Origin of the sequence: Microbacterium sp. NPDC097977 (assembly GCF_040302605.1) — a bacterium.
Lineage (GTDB): Bacteria > Actinomycetota > Actinomycetes > Actinomycetales > Microbacteriaceae > Microbacterium.
Genome location: NZ_JBEOUR010000012.1, coordinates 12,261 through 29,920, shown reverse-complemented (window position 1 = coordinate 29,920; position 17,660 = coordinate 12,261). Strand labels below are relative to the sequence as shown.

Genomic DNA, 17,660 nt, shown 5'->3' with positions numbered 1-17,660 from the left:
CCGATATGAGTCCGCTGCCACGGTCGAACTGGGGTCGGGTGCTCGACGACCTCGGGGTGACGCTGCTCGAGGTGGCCCACGGTCGCATCGACGTCGACCGGCAGATCGGCGGCGTCGTCATCCACGATCCGGTCGACGAACCGGTCTATCCGCCGGGAGCCGTCGTGCTCGCTGTCGCCCTGCGCGATGCCGACGAGCTCGCCGCGTTGGTGACCGGAGCCGCCGCGCGGGGTGCGGTCGCCGTGGTGGTGCGCGCGTCGACGCCGCTGCCCGAGACGGTGCGCGATGCGGCCGAGCGGGGTGACATCGCCATCCTCCACCTCGCGCGCGGCGCCACCTGGACCCAGCTGGCAGCGCTCCTGCGCTCGCTCCTCGCCGAAGACGACGTCGGGCAGACACCCGCCGAGTCCCTGGGCGGCGTCTCGTCGGGCGATCTGTTCGCGGTCGCGAACGCCATCGCGGCTCTTCTCGACGCCCCGGTGACGATCGAGGACCGCTCCTCGCGCGTGCTCGCCTTCTCCGGTGGACAGGAGGCGGCCGACCCGTCCCGGGTCGAGACCATCATCGGCCGTCAGGTCCCCGATCGCTACGCCCGCGTGCTCACCGAGATGGGCGTCTTCCGCGACCTCTATCGCGGTGAGGAGCCGGTGGTCGTCGACCCCGTCCATCTGGGTGAAGGAGTGTCGACCCAGCGCGTCGCCATCGCGGTGCGCGCGGGCGACGAGGTCCTCGGCTCCATCTGGGCCGCCATGGACGGCCCGCTCACCGAGGAGCGCGCGGCGACACTGCGCGACGCGACCAAGCTCGTCGCCCTTCATCTGCTGAGGATCCGCGCCGGTGCCGACGCCCAGCGTCGCCTGCGCGCGGAGCTCGTCAGCCGCGCCGTGCACGGCGGAGCCGACGCCCAGGATGCGATCGGCCGCCTCGGGCTCGGCGGCCGCCGGGTGTGGGTCATCGCGGCACGCCCCGCGGTGCGGGGTGCGGACGGTACCGAGCACGACTCCATCGCGGAGCGCGAGCGGCTCACCGATGCGCTCGCCCTGCATCTGACCGCGGTGCAGCAGGGGGCCGCGGTCGCCCTGGTCGGAGACACCGTGTTCGGCATCCTGCCCGTCGCGGATGCGGCCGGCGAAGACAGGTCCATCCGCCTCGCGGAGGACTTCCTGCACCGCGTCGGCGACCGCATCCCCGCGCTGATCGGCATCGGACGCCCCGCGACCACGGTCGCCGAGATCGCCCGGTCGCGCGCCGAGGCCCATCGCGCGCTGCGCGTGGTCGTGGAGCGGGCGTCCGGCCCGCGCACCCTCGCCCGCATCTCGGACGTCGAGATCGACTCGCTCCTGCTCGACCTCCGCGATCTGCGCAGCGCCAGGGAGGACTCGCCCTCGGGGCCTCTCGCGCGGCTGATCGACTACGACGCGCGGCACGACGCGCACCTCGTCGACACCCTCACCGCCTGGCTCGACAGCTTCGGCGATGTCACCGCGGCGGCGGCCGCGTGCTTCGTGCACGCCAACACGTTCCGCTACCGGCTGCGCCGGGTGGCGGAGGTCGGACTCCTCGACCTCGACGATCCCGACGCCCGGTTCGCCGCGATGCTGGAGATCCGCACGCTGCCAGGTCGCGAGTCCGGCTCGGGCACAATGGTCGGGTGACCCGAACCCCCGCGATCGAGATCGCCGTCCAGGATCCCGCCGGCGTCCGCATCGCCCGAGCCGTGGGCGCCGCGCGCGTGGAGCTCGCTCAGGCGCTGCCGCTCGGCGGGCTGACGCCCTCGATCGCCACCGTCGAGCTGGCCGTGGAGACGGCCCGCGCAGACGGACTCGAGGTGCACGTGCTCATCCGGCCCCGAGCGGGCGGCTTCCGCTACGACGGTGACGAGATCGCGCTGTCCGAGCGCGACGTCCGCCGGGCCGTCGACGCCGGAGCCGACGGGGTCGTGATCGGAGCCCTCGCTGCCGACGGACACCTCGACCTCGACGCCATGGCACGTCTGCGCGATGCGGCCGGCGGGGCGTCGGTGACCCTGCACCGTGCGATCGACGTCACCCCCGATCCGGTCGCCACTCTCGTCGCCGCCCGGGGACTCGGACTGCGCCGCGTGCTGACCTCGGGCGGGGCATCCGCCGCGATCGACGGCATCGAGACCCTGCGTGCCCTCGTCTTCGAGGCCGCAGGCGGGATCGAGGTCATGGCAGGCAGCGGAGTGGGGGCTGCCAACGCCGTCGATCTCGCCGCCACCGGCGTCGATGCGCTGCACTTCTCCGCCAAGCGCACGGTGCACGAGGCCGGCGGGGTGCGGATGGGGGCGGCCGCCGAGGGCGTCGGAGGGTACGACGTCACCGATCTCGCGATCGCCCAGAGCGTGCTCGCCGCCCTCGCCGACTGACGGCTGCCGCTCGCGCTCAGTAGTGTGGGGGCGTGACGGATACCCGAGAATTCGCGGATGCCGACGGCATCGCCATCGTCTACGACGTGCACCCGGCGGCAGGTGATGCCCGAGGAGTGGTGCAGCTGCTGCACGGGGTGGGCGAGCATGCGGGTCGGTACGGACGGCTGATCGCCGCACTCACCGACGCCGGATTCATCGTCTACGCCGACGATCATCGCGGGCACGGTCGCACCGGCATCCGCCAGCACGGCGGACCCGAGAAGCTCGGCCGACTCGGCAAGGGCGGTCTGCGCGCAGCGGAGGCGGCGATCTGGCAGCTCACCGGCATCATCACGGCAGAGCACCCCGACCTTCCCCTCGTGCTGCTGGGGCACTCGTGGGGATCGTTCCTCGCACAGATGCTCGTGAACGACCACCCCGAGGCCTGGGATGCGGTGATCCTCTCCGGCTCGGCTCTGCGCACCCCCGGCTCGCTCAATGCCGCGCCGCTGAACGCCCGCTGGGCGGCGGACGACGCCACCGGCCTCGAATGGCTCAGCCGGGACCCGGCGGTGTGGACGTCGTTCGACGAGGACCCGCTCACGACGAACCAGCCGCTGCTCAAGCTGTTCGGCCCGATCGAGGCCGCCAAGATGTACGGCCGCCCGCGCAAGGACCTCGACCACGACATCCCGTTGCTGCTGCTGGTCGGCCGCGACGATCCGGTCGGCGGTCCTCGGAGCGTGCACAAGCTGGCTGACGAGTACCGCACGCGCTCGGGCCTCACCGACATCACCACGCTCGTCTACCCCGATGCGCGCCACGAGATCTTCCAGGAGCTGCAGCAGGACGAGGTCCGCGCCGACATCCTGTCGTGGCTCGACGCGCGCATCCCCGCCCGCTGAGCACCCGCATCCCCTCTCGCTGAGCGCGCGCGCCTCTCTCGCTGAGCACCTGTGGGTCCTCGCATGACGCCCGATGACCCCGTGTGACAGCGGGTGAATGCGCATGACGTCGCGCGCTCCTCCCCTTCCCGCCCCCGCATATTTTCGTGTGAGGGGGCGAGAGGGAGGTGAGCGGTGGGTTTCGAGGAGGAGTGGCGCAGCTGGCACGAGACGCGGGAGCGCTACGCGGGGGCGGAGTACGGTCCGGCGGCACTCGAGTCGACGAACTGGCTGATCACCGAGCCCGCCGCCGTGGAGGGTGTTCCGGGCCTCTGGGCGCTGACGGGCGACGGTGGTATCCGCGGAACCGACCTCGGCACGTCCGGATCGGTCGTCACGCTCCACGGTCCGCAGACGCTGCGGCTCGGCAGGCGCGAGCTGCGCGTGTTCGATCGTCGGGGGGCGGTCGCGCTGCGGGTGTTCAATCCGGCGCGTGCCGAGCGTGAGGCGTTCGGAGGCATCGACGCGTATCCGCCGCGGCAGGGGTGGCGGATCCGCGCCTCGTTCACCGAGACGCCCGGGGAATCGGCGACCATCACCGCGGTCGACGGCTCGGTGCACCAGCAGACGCTGGCCGGACGGCTGCGCTTCGAGCTCGACGGCATCCCGCTCTCGTTGTCCGTGACGCGCACCGAGCGGGGCGGTCTCACGGCGGTCTTCGCCGACGGCACGAACGGCATCGAGACGTATCGGTTCCGGTTCCTGCCGATCGGCGAGCCCGACGACGACGGCACGGTGATCGTCGACTTCAATCGGGCCTACCTGCCGCCGTGCGCTTTCTCCGACCAGTACCTGTGCCCGCAGCCGCTCGCCGAGAACCGCTACTCGCTGCCCATCCGCGCGGGGGAGCGCGCGGTCGTGCGGGGGCGGTGACCCCGCTGGCGCCGCACTCGCCGCCCCGGCGGGAGCCCTGCGCCTTAAGCTGTACTCGTGCACGGAGAATACAAGGTCCCAGGGGGCAAGCTCGTCGTCGTCGACCTCGAGGTCGACGACGGCAGGATCGCGGAGTTCCGCCTGGCGGGTGACTTCTTCCTCGAACCGGACACCGCGCTCGACGCGATCAACGACGCCGTGAACGGGCTGCCCGTCGAGACGGATGCCTCGACGATCGCGGCCGCCGTGCGTGCTGCCCTGCCCGAGGGCGCGCAGCTGCTCGGCTTCACGCCGGAGTCGGTCGGCACCACGGTTCGCCGTGCTCTCGTGACGGCCCCGGGCTGGCGTGACTTCGACTGGGAGATCGTGCACGACAAGGCGGTCTCGCCCCAGATGAACCTCGCCCTCGACGAGGTCCTGACCTCGCGCGTCGGCGAGGGCCGTCGCCGCCCGACCCTGCGCATCTGGGAATGGGACGGATCGGCCGTGGTGATCGGCTCGTTCCAGTCGTACCGCAACGAGGTCGACCCCGAGGGGGCGGCCCGGCACGGTTTCGACGTGGTGCGTCGCATCTCCGGCGGTGGAGCGATGCTCATCCCCGCAGGGCAGATCATCACGTACTCGCTGTACGTGCCGGCATCCCTCGTGCAGGGCATGACCTTCGCCGACTCGTACGCGTTCCTCGACGACTGGGTGCTGCACGCGCTGCGCTCGGTGGGCATCGACGCGGTGTACCAGCCGCTCAACGACATCGCGAGCCCCTCGGGCAAGATCGGCGGCGCCGCGCAGAAGCGCCTCGCCAACGGAGGAGTGCTGCACCACGCCTCGCTCTCGTACGACCTCGACGGTCAGATCATGACCGAGGTGCTGCGCATCGGACGCGAGAAGCTCAGCGACAAGGGCACCACGTCGGCGGCCAAGCGGGTCGACCCGCTGCGTCGGCAGACCGGTCTCACGCGCGAGGAGATCATCGAGCGCTTCATCGAGACCTTCCGCTCGCTCACCGACGCGGAGACGGGGGAGATCACGGCCGACGAGTACGCCGCGGCCGAGGCGCTGGTGGAGTCGAAGTTCGCCACCGAGGCGTGGCTGCACCGCGTTCCGTGACCGCGCAGCCCGGGCCGGACGCCCCCGGCGCGGTCTCGATCATCCAGGGCGACAACCTGGCCGTCGCCGCGTCGCTGCCGTCGGCGTCGTTCACGCTGGTGTACCTCGATCCGCCGTTCAACACGGGTCGTACGCAGGAGCGTCAGGTGGTCACCGCCCGCCGCTCGGTCACGATTCAGCAGGAGCCGGATGCCGAGGGGGCCGCGGTCACGGAGTCTCACGGGACCGACGCCGCGGCAGACTCGGCCGTGCGGAGAACGGAACCGGCGACGCCGCCGTCCGAGGTGCGGTACGGGTTCCACGGGCACGCCTACGAGCGGGTCCGCGGGATGCTGCGCGCCTACGACGACCGCTTCGACGACTACGGTGCGTTCCTGATGCCGCGACTCGAGCAGGCGTGGCGGCTGCTCGCCGACGACGGCACGCTGTACCTGCATCTCGACTACCGCGAGGCGCACTACGCCAAGGTCATGCTCGACGCGGTGTTCGGCCGTGACTGCTTTCTCAATGAGCTCATCTGGGCGTACGACTACGGCGCCAAGTCGCGCCGTCGCTGGCCGACCAAGCACGACACGATCCTCGTCTATGTGAAGAACCCGCGCGAGTACGTCTTCAACTCCGACGACATCGACCGCGAGCCGTACATGGCACCGGGTCTCGTCACACCCGAGAAAGCCGCCAGGGGCAAGCTGCCCACCGACGTGTGGTGGCACACGATCGTGCCGACGACCGGGCGCGAGAAGACCGGGTACCCGACCCAGAAGCCCGAGGGCATCCTTCGGCGCATCGTGCGCGCGTCGAGCCGACCGGGAGACCGCGTGCTCGACCTCTTCGCCGGCAGCGGCACGACCGGGGCCGTCGCGTCGGCGCTCGGGCGGGATGCGGTGCTGGTCGACGACAACCCCGAAGCCGTGCGCGTGATGACCGTGCGGATGCCGCACGCCGAGGTCGCAGCCTTCGACGAGTAGCACGCAGGTCTGCCGCCGCACGGCCGATGCGGCCGAAGCGGTGGTCCTGGAGCGTCGAGGGTGCCGGATAGGCTCGACGCATGCGACGTATCCGGGGGGTGGTCGTCATCGCGCTCGCGGTGACACTGGTGGGCTGTGCAGGGCAGGAGGGCGACGCGGATCCCGCGTCGGTCGATGCGATGCTCGACGTCGAGAAGGTTTCCGGCGTTCTCGTCGCGCCGTACGAGCACTTCGTGCAGATCGACCCCGATGCGCCGGAGGACGAGATCGTGACGACGGCGCTCGGGGTGCGCGACATCGTCGACGGGATGGGCGAGGACCGCCCGCGCGACCTCGAGATCGTCGCCGTGTACCCGGGTGACCCCTACGTGAACACGACGTTCACGACGTCCACGTACGACGACCCCGACCGCTTCGAGGACGACGTCCGTCTGTGGGCAAGATTCCTCGACGACGGCTTCACCGAGGTCAGTTATGTCACCGCCTCCGAGGGGGCGGGACCCGGAACCCTGGCGGTGTTCTCGGAGGGTCAGGGAGAAGCAGGAAAGACGCTGGCCGAGGCCTACGGCGCGATCGAGCAGGCCGTGAGCGAACCGCCCTACTCCGATGCTCCGCCGTCGCTGTACGCGTCCGTCGATCACGCCTCGATCTCGAACAAGGCGGGTCGCGCCGATCTCGGAGACGCGTGGATCGAACCGAGCGAGGAGCTGGCGAGTCTGGACTGCCTGACGAGCGCCAGAGTGAGCCTCACTCCCGACGAGACCTGGGTCTCTCTCGTCGGAGACACCGACCTCACCGCCGAGCAGACGGCGCAGATCATGGCGGTGCTCACGGACAGAGGGGTGCTCGGCCCCGCCGTGAATGTGATCCACACCAACAGATCCGCGCTTCCGAAGGACTCCAAGACCACGCTGTACGGAGTGGCCGAATGAGCCGCCGGATCGCGGCCATCGCCGCCGCGGCCGCCGTCGCCGCGCTGCTGCTGACGGGCTGTGCGCCGCAGTACGCGACCCCCGACGAGCGTTCGGAATCCTTCGCCGAGCCGGTGGCAGAAGCGGTGAACGAGCTCGACTCCGCCCCCGACGACGTGCAGGTCAGGTCGTCCTTCGACGGGATCGTGCTCGAGGCCCGCCTGGGCGACATGTCGTATGCCGAGACGCGGGCGTTCCTCGAGCAGGCGCTGCCGATCGTCGAGGAGTCGCCCCTGGGCACCATGCCGGTGCGCCTGCTTCTGAGTCACACGCAACAGGGGTCCGGGCAGCAGGGAGCCGTGGCAGGGTCGACCACACTCGAATGGCGGGGATACGACCCCGCGCGCGCCGACCGCTACTTCGCGGCGGTGCAGGTGTGGCTCGACACCCTGGCAGACCCGGGGGTGCAGTTCGACGAGACGTTCCAGGTGCAGGCGGCCGCCGTGTTCGGCGACATCAGTGTGCTGGACGGTCGTGACCTCGACGCGTACAGCGCCGAGATCACCGCACAGCTGGAGAAGGCCGGATACGTGGAGCCGAGGATCATCGTCGCCGCGCGGCCCGTGCCGTAGTCTGTCGGACCCCCGCCGTGAGAGTGTGAGGGGCATGACCGAGTACGTCGACGTGCAGACCGCCGCGGGGCGGGTCCGAGGGCGCTGGCGCCCGACCACCGGAGGGCGCGGGGCCTCGCGCTCGGCGGCATTCCTCGGCATCCCGTTCGCGGAGGCGCCCACCGGCGATCTGCGATTCCAGGCGCCGGTGCCGAAGGCGCCGTGGGAGGGCGTGCTCGATGCGCTCGAGTTCGCCGCCACCGCGCAACGCGGAGACCCCGGAGTGACGCTCATTCCCGAGCCGAGTGTCGAGGGCGACTCGACGCTGAACGTCAACGTCTTCACCCCCGATCCGACGGCTGCAGGTCTCCCGGTGCTCGTCTGGATCCACGGCGGCGGATACTTCGCCGGGTCTCCCGCGAGCCCCTGGTACGACGGGCGCAACTTCAATCGAGATGGCGTCGTCACCGTCTCGATCTCGTACCGGCTCGGATTCGACGGCTTCGGGTGGATAGCCGATGCCCCGTCGAACCGCGGGGTGCGCGACTGGCTGCTCGCGCTCGAGTGGGTGCAGCAGAACATCGCCGCGTTCGGAGGTGACCCCGGCCGGGTGACCATCGCCGGGCAGTCCGCCGGGGGAGGGGCGGTGCTCACTCTGCTCGGGATGGAGGCGGCACAGCACCTGTTCCACGGTGTCTACGCGATCTCGGGTGCGCTCGGCGACGTCGCGCCCGCGAGGGCCGAGGCGTTCGGACGGGCGCTCGCGGCTGCGGCCGGCGTCGAGCCCACGGTGGCCGGCTTCGCGACGGTGGCGGAGGATCGTCTGCTCGCACTGCAGAAGAAGGCGACCCAGCTCGGGCCGTCGTCGATGGCGACCGTGATCGACGATGGGCTTCCGCTCGGGCCGGCGATCGATGGAGATCTTCTCACACGGCCGACCCGCGAGTCGCTGCGCGCCGGCGTCGGCGCCGACAAGCCGCTCGTGATCGGGGCGGCCGACGACGAGTTCACCATGGCGTTCACGGGCAAAGCCGCGACAGCGCTGCGGTGGGTGCCGCAGTCGGTGCTGTTGAACCGGCTCGGGCTGCCCCGGAGCATCCGTGCCGAGTATCTCGCGGCGAACGCCGACATCGCGCGTCTCGGCAAGGCGCGTCTCGCGGGGCGTGTGCTCACCGACCGGATGTTCCGCCGCACCGTGCCGCGCATCGCCGCAGACAGGGCGGACGCGCCCACCTGGCTTTACCGGTTCTCCTGGCCGTCCGGTCACTTCGGCTTCGCCGAGCACTGCCTCGACGTGCCGTTCTTCTTCGACTGCCTCGACGGGCCGTCGATGGAGGCGCTGGCCGGGCCGAACCCGCCGCAGACCCTCGCCGACGACCTGCACGGCGCGGCCGTCGCGTTCGTCACCACCGCAGACCCGGGGTGGCCGAGGCACGAGGGCGATGCCGGCACCGTGCGGGTCTACGACGTGCAGACCCGCGACGTCGCCGATGCGTACGCGTCCGTGCGCGCTCTGATCTGAGGCGTTCCGTCGCCGAGGCACCGCGGCCGATGGCCGGCCGCTCCCGGAGGTGTGTGCGGCCGGCCATCGGCATGATCGAACGGTGGTCGGGTCAGCGGGCGGCCGCCTTGCGCGGTTTCAGGAATTCCTCCGGCTCACGCTTTTCGCGTTTTGCAGCGCGCTTTTCCTTGATGGTCATTTGCGGGGCCTTTTTCGACCCTCGGACGTGTGGTGTCTTTGCGGACATGAGAAACTCGCTTCCCCTCGTGGCTGGCGTGCGTCCTCTGACCATAGCCCGCCGGTGCAGGAAATCAAATCGCCTCTGACGAGGTTATTTTCTCCTCACTCCGCGCCGCTGTCCACGCTGGGACATTTACGCATCGCGTCATCGATAAATGCACGATCCGCCACGTCCGGGTTTTACCGAAATTGCTTTTTCCGGGCATCCGGCTATCATGATGCACATGACGATATCGACCGTTCTCCCGCGCAGTGAGCGTCTTCGCGACGCTTCCGTGGTGACGACAGCGGTCGACATCGCCGGTGCCCGGCACGAGGTTCTTCCGCCTCGGCTGATCGCCCTCCGCGGACTGCCGATCTCCTTCTGATCCCCCGCCGCGACCGCGTCGACCGCTGATCCCGGCCGTTGCGACACCCCACCCGAGACGCCGCGCCTGCGGCGTCCTTCCGCCTGCAAGGAGCAGCCATGCCCGATCTCACTCCCGTCGCCGATCTCCCGCCGTCCGCGGAGATCGCCTCTCGACTCGAGAGCCTTCTCCGCGATCGCGAGACGGTTCTGCGCGAGCTCGAACCGCGCGCGCTCCCGACCGTCGACCCGGTGGCGTATCAGACCGCGGCGTCGCACCGCGCCGTGATCCGTCAGCTCACCGATGCGCTGGAACGGGTCGCCGCGGGTACCTACGGGCTCTGCGGGCGATGCGGAGAGCCGATCGCGCCCGCCCGTCTCGAGGTGCTGCCCCAGGCGTCCGCCTGCATCGGGTGCCAGAGTCTCGTCGACGCGGCCTGATCCCGAGCGTCCGGCGAACGCCCGACGAGCGTCCGGCGGGCGGCGTGCGAGGGGGCACGCCGCCCGCCTCGCCCTCAGGCGATGTAGATCTTGCGCAGCGTCTCGGTGACGGTCCACACGGTGCGCTGGCCCTCGGCCAGGCGCACGACCGAGCCTGCGTCCACCTCGATCGCGGGCAGCGGCGGGTCGACGAACTCGATCCGGGCGTGGCCGGCGAGCACGACGAAGACTTCGTCGACCTCGGTGTCGGATGCCGTGCCCGGCGTCATCTCCCAGATGCCGACCTCGACGTCGCCGACCGCCGTCAGAGCATGCGCGGCGGTGGTCGGCCGGCCGAGGATCACCTCGTCGACAGGCAGGGACGCGTGCACGAGCGGCAGGGCCGCGGCATCCACTGCCTCGCCGGGCGCGAGCGCGCTCACGAGTCGAATCCCATGCCCACGGCATCCAGCGTCTTGAGGAACAGGTTGCGCCGGCCCTCGTTGTGATCGGCCCTGTCCATCGCCGCGCGCACGAGATTGACGCCGATCGAGGCGAGGGGCTCGGGAGGGAAGGGGAGCGGCTTCTCGCGCACCATGGCGAGCTCGGTGCGCTCTGTCGGCTCACCCGAGAGCTTGTCGAGCATCACGTCCGCGGCGAATCGTGCGGCGCCGACACCCAGGCCGGTGAATCCGGTGGCGTAGGCGACCCGGCCCCTGCGGGCGGTGCCGAAGAACGCGCAGAAGCGACTCGACGAGTCGATCGCCCCGGCCCAGCGGTGCGTGAAGCGCAGCCCCTCGAGCTGCGGGAACGTCGTGAAGAAGTGCGAGGCGAGCTTGCGGTGGCTCTCCATGCGGTCCTCGTACTCGGGCCGCACCTTGCCGCCGAAGTGGTAGACGGCGTCGTAGCCGCCGAACAGGATGCGGTTGTCGGCTGTGAGCCGGTAGTAGTGGAACTGGTTGGCGCTGTCGGCGAGGCCCTGGCGGTTCGACCACCCGATGGACGCGAGCTGGTCATCGGTCAGCGGCTCGGTCATCAGCACGTAGTCGTACACCGGCACCGTCATGAGCCTGTTGCGCTTCAGCAGCGACGGGAACACGTTCGTGCCGAGCGCGACGGCATCCGCGACGACCCGCCCACCCCCGCGCGTGACGAGGGTGACGGGGCCCGCGCCGTCACCCTCGAGTGCCCGCACGAGCGAGTGCTCGTAGATCTCGACGCCCAGCTCCACCGCGACCCGCGCGAGCTCGAGTCCGAGCTTGGCGGGGTGCACGAGGGCGGAGCCCTCGCGATCCCAGGCGCCGGCGAGGAACGTGTCGGAGTGCACCTCGGCCTGCACGGCGTCGCGGTCGAGGAACCCCTCCTCCTCGCGCAGCCACTCGACCTGGTGCGGTTCGACGGCCACCGCGAGCTGGCCGGTGCGCTCGAAGTCCACGTCGAGGGAGTAGCGCGACACGGTCTGCTCGATGCCGTCGAGATTCTCGCGTCCGAGCTCCTCGAGGCGGTCGATCTCGTCGGGCCAGCGCGTCAGGCCGTTCTCGTGTCCGTGGGTGAGGCTCGCCTCGCAGAAGCCGCCGTTGCGACCGGAGGCCGCCCACGCGATGCGCGAGGCCTCGAGCAGCACGACGCGGCGATCGGGGTCGCGCTCCTTGGCGCGGACGGCGGTCCACAGCCCGGCATAGCCGCCGCCGACGATCGCGAGGTCGGCGGTGACGGTGCCCGACAGGGCGGGGTGCTCGGGGCGCTCCACATCGTCGAGCCAGAACACGTCGAGGACGGTGTCGCGCAACGACCGTTCGATCGCGACCGGCGCGGGAAGGCGACGCTCGAAGACGGTGGTTCCCATGGTCACTCCCGGTTTCCGGGCCCGCGCCTCAGCGCGTGCCCCAGTTGTAGAGGTCCTTGTAGAGCCCCGCGTACAGCAGGCTCTCGGTGTGCGCGACCCCGGGGATCGTGCGGATGCGAGTGGCGATGAGGTCGAGCAGATCGGCGTCGCTCTCGCACACCGCCTCGACGAGGATGTCGAAGGTGCCGAGCGTGACGACGACGTACGCGAGCTCGGTGATCTTCGTGAGTTCCTCGGCGATCAGCCGCGGATCGCCGGTGACGCGGATGCCGATCATCGACATGCGGTGGAACCCGAGCTGCATCGGATCGGTGACGGCGACGATCTGGATGATCCCGGCCTCGGTCATCCGCTGCACCCGCTGGCGTGCCGCCGCCTCGCTGAGTCCGACCTCTCGACCGATCTCGGCGTACGGTCGGCGTCCGTCCTCCTGCAGCAGCTCGACGATCCGTTTCGAGATGTCATCAAGGACCGGCTGCTTCGGCGTCGCACTCATGTGTCGATATTGACAGGACGAGTGCACCTTGGCAACTGATTCCATCGCCCAGATCAAGAGACTCTTCTGTATTCGCAAGCGCGTCGCTAGCATGGCGGTCATGGCGACAGAACTCCTCCAGAACTTCATCGGCGGTCGATACGTGGCCGTCTCGGGACAGGGGCGGATGCCGCTCATCGACCCCGCGACCGAGCAGAGCTACGGCGAGCTGCCCGTCTCCGACACCTCCGATGTCGATGCCGCGTATGCCGCGGCCGCTGCGGCGTTCCCGATCTGGCGCGACACCACCCCCGCCGACCGCCAGCTCGCCCTGTTCCGCATCGCCGACGCGATGCAGGCGCGAGCCGAGGAGTTCGCCGACCTGGAGTCGAAGGATACCGGCAAGCCCAGGGCGACCCTCGTCGACGACGAGATCCTGCAGTCGATCGACCAGCTGCGCTTCTTCGCCGGTGCCGCGCGCAGCCTCGAGGGGCGCGCCGCGGGGGAGTACCTCGCCGGGCACACGTCGTTCGTGCGCCGCGAGCCGATCGGTGTGATCGGCCAGGTCACCCCGTGGAACTACCCGCTGAACATGGCCGTGTGGAAGATCGCCCCCGCGCTCGCCGCGGGCAACACGGTGGTGCTCAAACCCGCCGAGTCGACGCCGCTGACCACGCTTCTGCTGGCCGAGATCGTCGCGCTGCACACCCCCGCGGGCACGCTCAACGTGGTGCTCGGCGACCGCGACACCGGGGTGGCGCTGGTCGAGCATCCGACGCCGCAGATGGTGGCGATCACCGGGTCCGTGCGCGCCGGGATGGCGGTCGCGCGGTCGGCGGCGGACGACGTCAAGCGCGTGCATCTGGAACTCGGCGGCAAGGCGCCGGCGATCGTGTTCCCCGATGCGGACCTCGACAAGGCGGCATCCGGCATCGTCACGGGAGCCTTCTTCAACGCCGGACAGGACTGCACCGCGGCCACCCGGGTGCTCGTCCACTCCTCGGTGCACGACGAGTTCGTCGCGGCGCTCGTCGAGAAGGCGAAGACGGATGCCCGCACCGGCGGTCCCCACGAGAAGGGCGTGCTCTACGGGCCGCTCAGCAGCGCCGCGCAGCTCGCCCAGGTGCAGGGATTCATCGAGCGGCTGCCCGCGCACGCCACGATCGAGACCGGCGGGTCGCGACAGGGCGACACGGGGTACTTCTTCGAGGCGACGATCGTCTCGGGGCTGCACCAGGACGACGAGGCGGTGCAGGGTGAGATCTTCGGACCCGTGCTGACCGTGCAGTCCTTCGAGACCGCCGAGCAGGCGCTCGAGATGGCGAACGACGTGCCGTACGCGCTGGCGTCGTCGGTGTGGACGACCGATCACGCCCGTGCGATGCGCTTCTCGCGCGACCTCGACTTCGGATGCGTGTGGATCAACACCCACATCCCGTTCGTGTCGGACATGCCGCACGGCGGATTCAAGCACTCCGGCTACGGCAAGGACCTCTCGCAGTACGGCTTCGACGACTACACGCGCATCAAGCACGTGATGTCGGCGCTGGACTGAGCGGGTCCCGCGTCCGGGGCCCGGCGTCTCGGCGGAGGGCCGTTCTGCGCCCGCGATCGGGCGTGCGCCGGTGAGACGCGATGTGTCATGCTGGGGCGGACGCCGACTCCGGGGGGATCCATGGCACGACCGCTCGCAGGTCCGCAGGGCCTGCTGCGCACGCTCAACGGGCGTGCGATCCTCGAGACGCTCGCGCGTCGGGGGCCACTGACCCGCACCGAGCTGATGACCGAGACGGGGCTGTCGCGCACCGCGGTGACCCAGGTGCTGCGGATGCTCGAGAGTGCGACCGCGGTCGCACCGGCCGGCGTGGATCGCGAGACCCGGGGACCCGCTGCCGGACGCGTCGCTCTGCATCCGCAGCTCGGGGTCGCCGCCGCGGTGCACGTCGACGTCCATGCCGCGCACGTCGTGCTCGTCGATCCCACCGGTGCGGTGCGCGCCGAGAACCACGCGCCCTTCCCGATCCGTGGCGACCGGGTGGATCACATCGCCGGACTCGTGGACGCGTGCCGTCGTGCGGTGGGTGCGACCGTGCAGCTGGCGGTCGTCGGGATCCCCGGGATCGTGACCGCCGACGGCGGCATCCGTGACGATCAGGGTCCCGACGGGGGCGCGTTCAAGAACGCGCTGTCGACCAGGCTCGGGTGCCCGGTGCGTGTCGAGAACGACGTCAATCTGGCCGCTCTCGCCGAGCTGACCTCGGGCACCGGTGCCGACCTCGACAGTTTCGCCCTGCTGCTGCTCGACGAGGGGCTCGGAGCCGGGATCGTCATCGACGGCCGGCTGCACCGCGGCTTCTCGGGGGTGGCGGGCGAGGTCATGTACCTGCCACAGACCCCGGTGCCGATCGGCGCCCCCGTGCTCGGCGACGACGTGGTGCGCGATCTCGCCCTCGCCCACGGGCGCGACCCCGAGCTGACGATCGATCAGCACCTCGACGCCGCGAGCGACGGCGACAGGGGAGCGCTCGCGATGGCGACCGAGATGGGCCGACGGCTCACACTGATCGCCGGGACGATCGCGCTCGTGCTCGATCCCCAGGCGTTCATCCTCAGCGGATCCGCCGCGCATCCCGCGATGGTCGAGGCGACCGCGAGGGCCGCCGAGGACCTCGCCCCGCGGCTGCCGCTGAGCATCCTCGCCTCGTCGTTCGGGCCGGAGGCCCCGCTCGTCGGTGCCGTCGGCGAAGCGGCCGCGGCGCTGCGGGCGACGGTCTTCTCCCGCCTTCTTCCCGGATCAGAGCGGAGCCGCCGGTGATCTCCGATCTGGCCGATCGCCTCGGCCTCGCACCGGGCGCCCGTGCCATCATCATCAACGCCGACGACTTCGGGATGTGCCACGCGGCCAACACGGCCATCACCGGACTGCTCAGCGCCGGGCACATCGATTCGACCACGGTGATGATCCCGTGCGCGTGGGCTCCCGAGGCGCTGGCCTTCGCCGCGGCGCGGACCGACCTCGACGTCGGCGTGCATCTCGTGCTCACGAGCGAATGGACCGACTACCGGTGGCGTCCGCTCACCGGGACCGGCACGAGCCTGGTCGACGCCGCGGGGTGCTTCCCGGCCGACGTGCTCTCGATCGAGCAGCGGGCCTCCGATGCCGACGTGGCGGCGGAGGTCGCCGCTCAGCTGCAGGGCGCGCTGGATGCGGGGGTCGACGTCACCCACCTCGACAACCACATGGGGTCGGTCTACGGACTGCTCACCGGTCGCGACTTCCTCGCGCAGGTGCTCCCCCTCGCGGCGCAGCACGGCCTGCCGTTCCGACTCCCGCGGAGCATGGAGGGCACGGCCGACGATGCCGCGCTGCAGGCCAAGCTCACCGAGGCGGCCGGCGCCGCCGACGCACTCGGCGTCGAGATCATCGACCGGCTGTGGAGCCATCCGTTCGACGCCGCGCCCGACGAGTCGTACGAGCAGGTGCGCGACGGCCTCATCGCCCTGCTGCGCGCGGTACCCGCCGGGGTGACCGAGATCTACCTGCATCCGATGGTCGACGACGACGAGCTGCGCGCGGTGGTCGACTTCGGTGCCGTCAAGCGCGGTCACGAGCTGCGTCTGCTGTCGGACCCCGCGGTGCTGCAGGCGATCGCCGATGAGGGACTGGTCAGGATCGGATGGCGCGCGCTGCGCGACCTGCAGCGGAGCCCTCGCCCATGACCTCGCTGCGCGCGGGACTGCGCGACCGGCGCCTGCATTCCGCGCCGACGAGGGGGCAGTCCGTCGCGTTCGGGGCCTCCGGGTTCCCGACGCAGCTCATGACGCAGACGTTCTCGGCGTTCGTCGTCTACTTCTACGTCGCGCACCTCGGTGTCGAGCCGACCTGGGTGGCGGCGGCGATGATCGCCCACGGCATCCTCAACGCCGTTCTCAATCCGCTCGTCGGGGCGCTGTCCGACCGCATCCGCACTCCCTGGGGCCGGCGCATCCCGTGGATCGGTCTCGGCATCGTCCCGCTCGTCGTCGCCTTCGCCCTGGTCTGGATGCCGCCGCCGCTGCCCGCCGCAGGGCTGATCGTCTGGTTCCTGGTGGTCGTCGCGGTCTACGACATCGCGTTCGTGGTGGTGGTGCTGAACATCTCGGCGCTGTTCCCCGAGATCTTCAGGACCACGGAGGAGCGGGCGCGCGGCAACGTGCCTCGGCAGATCTTCGCGATCGTGGGCATCGTGCTGGGAACGGCCGGGGCGCCCCGGCTCTACGGCTGGATCGGCTGGTCGGGCATGGCTCTCGTGCTCGCCGGGGTCTGCCTCGTGCTGCTCGTCGTGTCGTTCCTCGGCGGGATGATCGAGCGCGACGTGCCCGAGACGGGCTCAGAGGCCATGCGCTGGCGCGACCAGCTGACGTACACGTTCGCCAACCGCGCGTTCGTGCCGTATGTGCTCGGTTCGCTCTTCATCCAGACCGCGATCGCCGTCATCCTCGCCGCGGTCCCCTTCTACGTGCGGTACTCGCTGGGTGCCGCCGAGGGCGAGGGGAGTCTGCTGCTGGGGGCGATCTTCGTGACCGCGATCCCGTCGATCGTGCTGTGGAGCGCGGTCGTGCGTCGCACGTCACCGCGCACGGCGCTGCTGTGGAGCGTCGCGGTCTTCGGCCTCGCGGTGCTCGGCTACCTGCTGCCCTCGAGCGTGACGGCGGCCGCGCTGATCGGGGTGGCGGTCGGCGTCGGGGTCGGCGGGCTGCTGCAGCTGCTCGAGGTCGTGCTCGCCCAGATCATCGACGAGGATGCGGTGCGCACCGGCCATCGCCGCGAGGGCGCGTACTTCGGGGTCAACGGCTTCGTCGTGCGCGGTTCGGTGGTGCTGCAGGCCGTCGTCGCCGCGGCGGTGCTCACTTCGTCGGGGTTCGACGCGTCGCTCGGCGATGCGCAGCCCGAGGCCGTCGACGGCGGGATCCGCGTCATGGTCGCGGTGATCCCGCTCGTCTTCGCCGCGCTGGCGTGGCTGTGCTTCTGGCTCTACCCCATCCGCACGCGCGACCTCTGATCCGA

General features: G+C 70.7%; 19 protein-coding genes. 15 read left to right on the top strand and 4 right to left on the bottom strand.

What is annotated here, in order from left to right; translation table 11 throughout:
- Positions 1 to 5 precede the first annotated feature (5 nt).
- The 9 genes from ABTZ43_RS04915 (at position 6) to ABTZ43_RS04875 (ending at position 9,307) form a co-directional block, all read left to right on the top strand.
- Positions 6 to 1,655 carry a PucR family transcriptional regulator gene (locus tag ABTZ43_RS04915; protein ID WP_350538011.1) on the top strand — a complete coding sequence of 550 codons (1,650 nt, stop codon included), beginning with the start codon at positions 6 to 8 and terminating at the stop codon, positions 1,653 to 1,655.
- Complete coding sequence (locus ABTZ43_RS04910) at positions 1,652 to 2,389, top strand: copper homeostasis protein CutC (protein ID WP_350538010.1); 738 nt, start codon at positions 1,652 to 1,654, stop codon at positions 2,387 to 2,389. Before ABTZ43_RS04915 ends, ABTZ43_RS04910 begins: the two co-directional genes overlap by 4 nt.
- A 32-nt stretch (positions 2,390 to 2,421) precedes the next feature.
- Positions 2,422 to 3,276: an alpha/beta fold hydrolase gene (locus ABTZ43_RS04905; RefSeq protein ID WP_350538009.1), complete on the top strand. Its 855-nt coding sequence runs from the start codon at positions 2,422 to 2,424 to the stop codon at positions 3,274 to 3,276.
- A 174-nt stretch (positions 3,277 to 3,450) separates the two neighbouring features.
- A complete protein-coding gene (locus tag ABTZ43_RS04900; RefSeq protein WP_350538008.1) occupies positions 3,451 to 4,188 on the top strand; it encodes a DUF1684 domain-containing protein in 738 nt (245 codons plus the stop codon).
- Between the two features lie 57 nt (positions 4,189 to 4,245).
- Positions 4,246 to 5,295: a lipoate-protein ligase LplAB gene (gene lplAB / locus ABTZ43_RS04895; protein ID WP_056415423.1), complete on the top strand. Its 1,050-nt coding sequence runs from the start codon at positions 4,246 to 4,248 to the stop codon at positions 5,293 to 5,295.
- Complete coding sequence (locus ABTZ43_RS04890; protein ID WP_502885325.1) at positions 5,274 to 6,263, top strand: DNA-methyltransferase; 990 nt, start codon at positions 5,274 to 5,276, stop codon at positions 6,261 to 6,263. The genes lplAB and ABTZ43_RS04890 overlap by 22 nt, the downstream gene beginning before the upstream one ends.
- Before the next feature lie 80 nt (positions 6,264 to 6,343).
- Positions 6,344 to 7,195, top strand: coding sequence for a hypothetical protein (locus ABTZ43_RS04885; protein WP_350538007.1), 852 nt, complete (start codon positions 6,344 to 6,346; stop codon positions 7,193 to 7,195).
- Positions 7,192 to 7,806: a hypothetical protein gene (locus tag ABTZ43_RS04880; RefSeq protein ID WP_350538006.1), complete on the top strand. Its 615-nt coding sequence runs from the start codon at positions 7,192 to 7,194 to the stop codon at positions 7,804 to 7,806. Before ABTZ43_RS04885 ends, ABTZ43_RS04880 begins: the two co-directional genes overlap by 4 nt.
- 34 nt (positions 7,807 to 7,840) lie before the next feature.
- Complete coding sequence (locus ABTZ43_RS04875) at positions 7,841 to 9,307, top strand: carboxylesterase/lipase family protein (RefSeq protein WP_350538005.1); 1,467 nt, start codon at positions 7,841 to 7,843, stop codon at positions 9,305 to 9,307.
- A gap of 91 nt (positions 9,308 to 9,398) precedes the next feature.
- Here the strand turns inward: ABTZ43_RS04875 and ABTZ43_RS04870 are convergent, their stop codons facing one another.
- Entirely contained in the window at positions 9,399 to 9,533 is a 135-nt protein-coding gene (locus tag ABTZ43_RS04870; RefSeq protein ID WP_262492044.1) for a hypothetical protein, read from the bottom strand.
- A 217-nt stretch (positions 9,534 to 9,750) separates the two neighbouring features.
- Between ABTZ43_RS04870 and ABTZ43_RS04865 the strand changes: the two genes are divergently transcribed.
- Both ABTZ43_RS04865 and ABTZ43_RS04860 read left to right on the top strand, forming a co-directional pair.
- Positions 9,751 to 9,894 (top strand): hypothetical protein, encoded by a 144-nt coding sequence (locus ABTZ43_RS04865; RefSeq protein WP_162247461.1) that lies wholly within the window; start codon positions 9,751 to 9,753, stop codon positions 9,892 to 9,894.
- Between the two features lie 98 nt (positions 9,895 to 9,992).
- Positions 9,993 to 10,313 (top strand): TraR/DksA family transcriptional regulator, encoded by a 321-nt coding sequence (locus ABTZ43_RS04860; protein ID WP_350538004.1) that lies wholly within the window; start codon positions 9,993 to 9,995, stop codon positions 10,311 to 10,313.
- Positions 10,314 to 10,387: 74 nt separating this feature from the next.
- Here ABTZ43_RS04860 and ABTZ43_RS04855 read toward each other — a convergent pair whose 3' ends face one another.
- Genes ABTZ43_RS04855 through ABTZ43_RS04845 form a run of 3 tightly spaced genes read right to left on the bottom strand, consistent with a single transcriptional unit; the run spans position 10,388 to position 12,634 of the window.
- Positions 10,388 to 10,735, bottom strand: coding sequence for a cupin domain-containing protein (locus ABTZ43_RS04855; protein ID WP_350538003.1), 348 nt, complete (start codon positions 10,733 to 10,735; stop codon positions 10,388 to 10,390).
- Positions 10,732 to 12,138, bottom strand: a complete 1,407-nt coding sequence (locus ABTZ43_RS04850) for an NAD(P)/FAD-dependent oxidoreductase (RefSeq protein WP_350538002.1) — start codon at positions 12,136 to 12,138, stop codon at positions 10,732 to 10,734. Before ABTZ43_RS04850 ends, ABTZ43_RS04855 begins: the two co-directional genes overlap by 4 nt.
- A 28-nt stretch (positions 12,139 to 12,166) precedes the next feature.
- The gene (locus ABTZ43_RS04845; RefSeq protein ID WP_056415446.1) at positions 12,167 to 12,634 is read right to left on the bottom strand and encodes an Lrp/AsnC family transcriptional regulator; all 468 of its coding nucleotides are present in this window, start codon (positions 12,632 to 12,634) and stop codon (positions 12,167 to 12,169) included.
- 100 nt (positions 12,635 to 12,734) lie between these two features.
- On the opposite strand from ABTZ43_RS04845, the gene ABTZ43_RS04840 reads away from it, so the two are divergent.
- From ABTZ43_RS04840 to ABTZ43_RS04825, 4 genes are all read left to right on the top strand, one after another.
- A complete protein-coding gene (locus ABTZ43_RS04840; RefSeq protein ID WP_350538001.1) occupies positions 12,735 to 14,168 on the top strand; it encodes a gamma-aminobutyraldehyde dehydrogenase in 1,434 nt (477 codons plus the stop codon).
- Positions 14,169 to 14,288: 120 nt separating this feature from the next.
- Positions 14,289 to 15,428, top strand: a complete 1,140-nt coding sequence (locus ABTZ43_RS04835; RefSeq protein ID WP_253384443.1) for an ROK family transcriptional regulator — start codon at positions 14,289 to 14,291, stop codon at positions 15,426 to 15,428.
- Complete coding sequence (locus ABTZ43_RS04830) at positions 15,425 to 16,333, top strand: polysaccharide deacetylase family protein (protein ID WP_350538000.1); 909 nt, start codon at positions 15,425 to 15,427, stop codon at positions 16,331 to 16,333. The genes ABTZ43_RS04835 and ABTZ43_RS04830 overlap by 4 nt, the downstream gene beginning before the upstream one ends.
- Positions 16,330 to 17,655 carry an MFS transporter gene (locus ABTZ43_RS04825; RefSeq protein ID WP_350537999.1) on the top strand — a complete coding sequence of 442 codons (1,326 nt, stop codon included), beginning with the start codon at positions 16,330 to 16,332 and terminating at the stop codon, positions 17,653 to 17,655. Before ABTZ43_RS04830 ends, ABTZ43_RS04825 begins: the two co-directional genes overlap by 4 nt.
- The last annotated feature ends 5 nt before the right edge of the window (positions 17,656 to 17,660 follow it).

What these genes read in the sequence shown, in the direction of transcription:
- ABTZ43_RS04915 (WP_350538011.1), top strand. Translation starts at nt 6, where the DNA reads ATGAGTCCGCTGCCACGGTCGAACTGGGGTCGGGTGCTCGACGACCTC.
- ABTZ43_RS04885 (WP_350538007.1), top strand. Translation starts at nt 6,344, where the DNA reads ATGCGACGTATCCGGGGGGTGGTCGTCATCGCGCTCGCGGTGACACTG.
- ABTZ43_RS04880 (WP_350538006.1), top strand. Translation starts at nt 7,192, where the DNA reads ATGAGCCGCCGGATCGCGGCCATCGCCGCCGCGGCCGCCGTCGCCGCG.
- ABTZ43_RS04875 (WP_350538005.1), top strand. Translation starts at nt 7,841, where the DNA reads ATGACCGAGTACGTCGACGTGCAGACCGCCGCGGGGCGGGTCCGAGGG.
- ABTZ43_RS04870 (WP_262492044.1), bottom strand. Translation starts at nt 9,533, where the DNA reads ATGTCCGCAAAGACACCACACGTCCGAGGGTCGAAAAAGGCCCCGCAA.
- ABTZ43_RS04865 (WP_162247461.1), top strand. Translation starts at nt 9,751, where the DNA reads ATGACGATATCGACCGTTCTCCCGCGCAGTGAGCGTCTTCGCGACGCT.
- ABTZ43_RS04860 (WP_350538004.1), top strand. Translation starts at nt 9,993, where the DNA reads ATGCCCGATCTCACTCCCGTCGCCGATCTCCCGCCGTCCGCGGAGATC.
- ABTZ43_RS04850 (WP_350538002.1), bottom strand. Translation starts at nt 12,138, where the DNA reads ATGGGAACCACCGTCTTCGAGCGTCGCCTTCCCGCGCCGGTCGCGATC.
- ABTZ43_RS04845 (WP_056415446.1), bottom strand. Translation starts at nt 12,634, where the DNA reads ATGAGTGCGACGCCGAAGCAGCCGGTCCTTGATGACATCTCGAAACGG.
- ABTZ43_RS04840 (WP_350538001.1), top strand. Translation starts at nt 12,735, where the DNA reads ATGGCGACAGAACTCCTCCAGAACTTCATCGGCGGTCGATACGTGGCC.
- ABTZ43_RS04835 (WP_253384443.1), top strand. Translation starts at nt 14,289, where the DNA reads ATGGCACGACCGCTCGCAGGTCCGCAGGGCCTGCTGCGCACGCTCAAC.
- ABTZ43_RS04825 (WP_350537999.1), top strand. Translation starts at nt 16,330, where the DNA reads ATGACCTCGCTGCGCGCGGGACTGCGCGACCGGCGCCTGCATTCCGCG.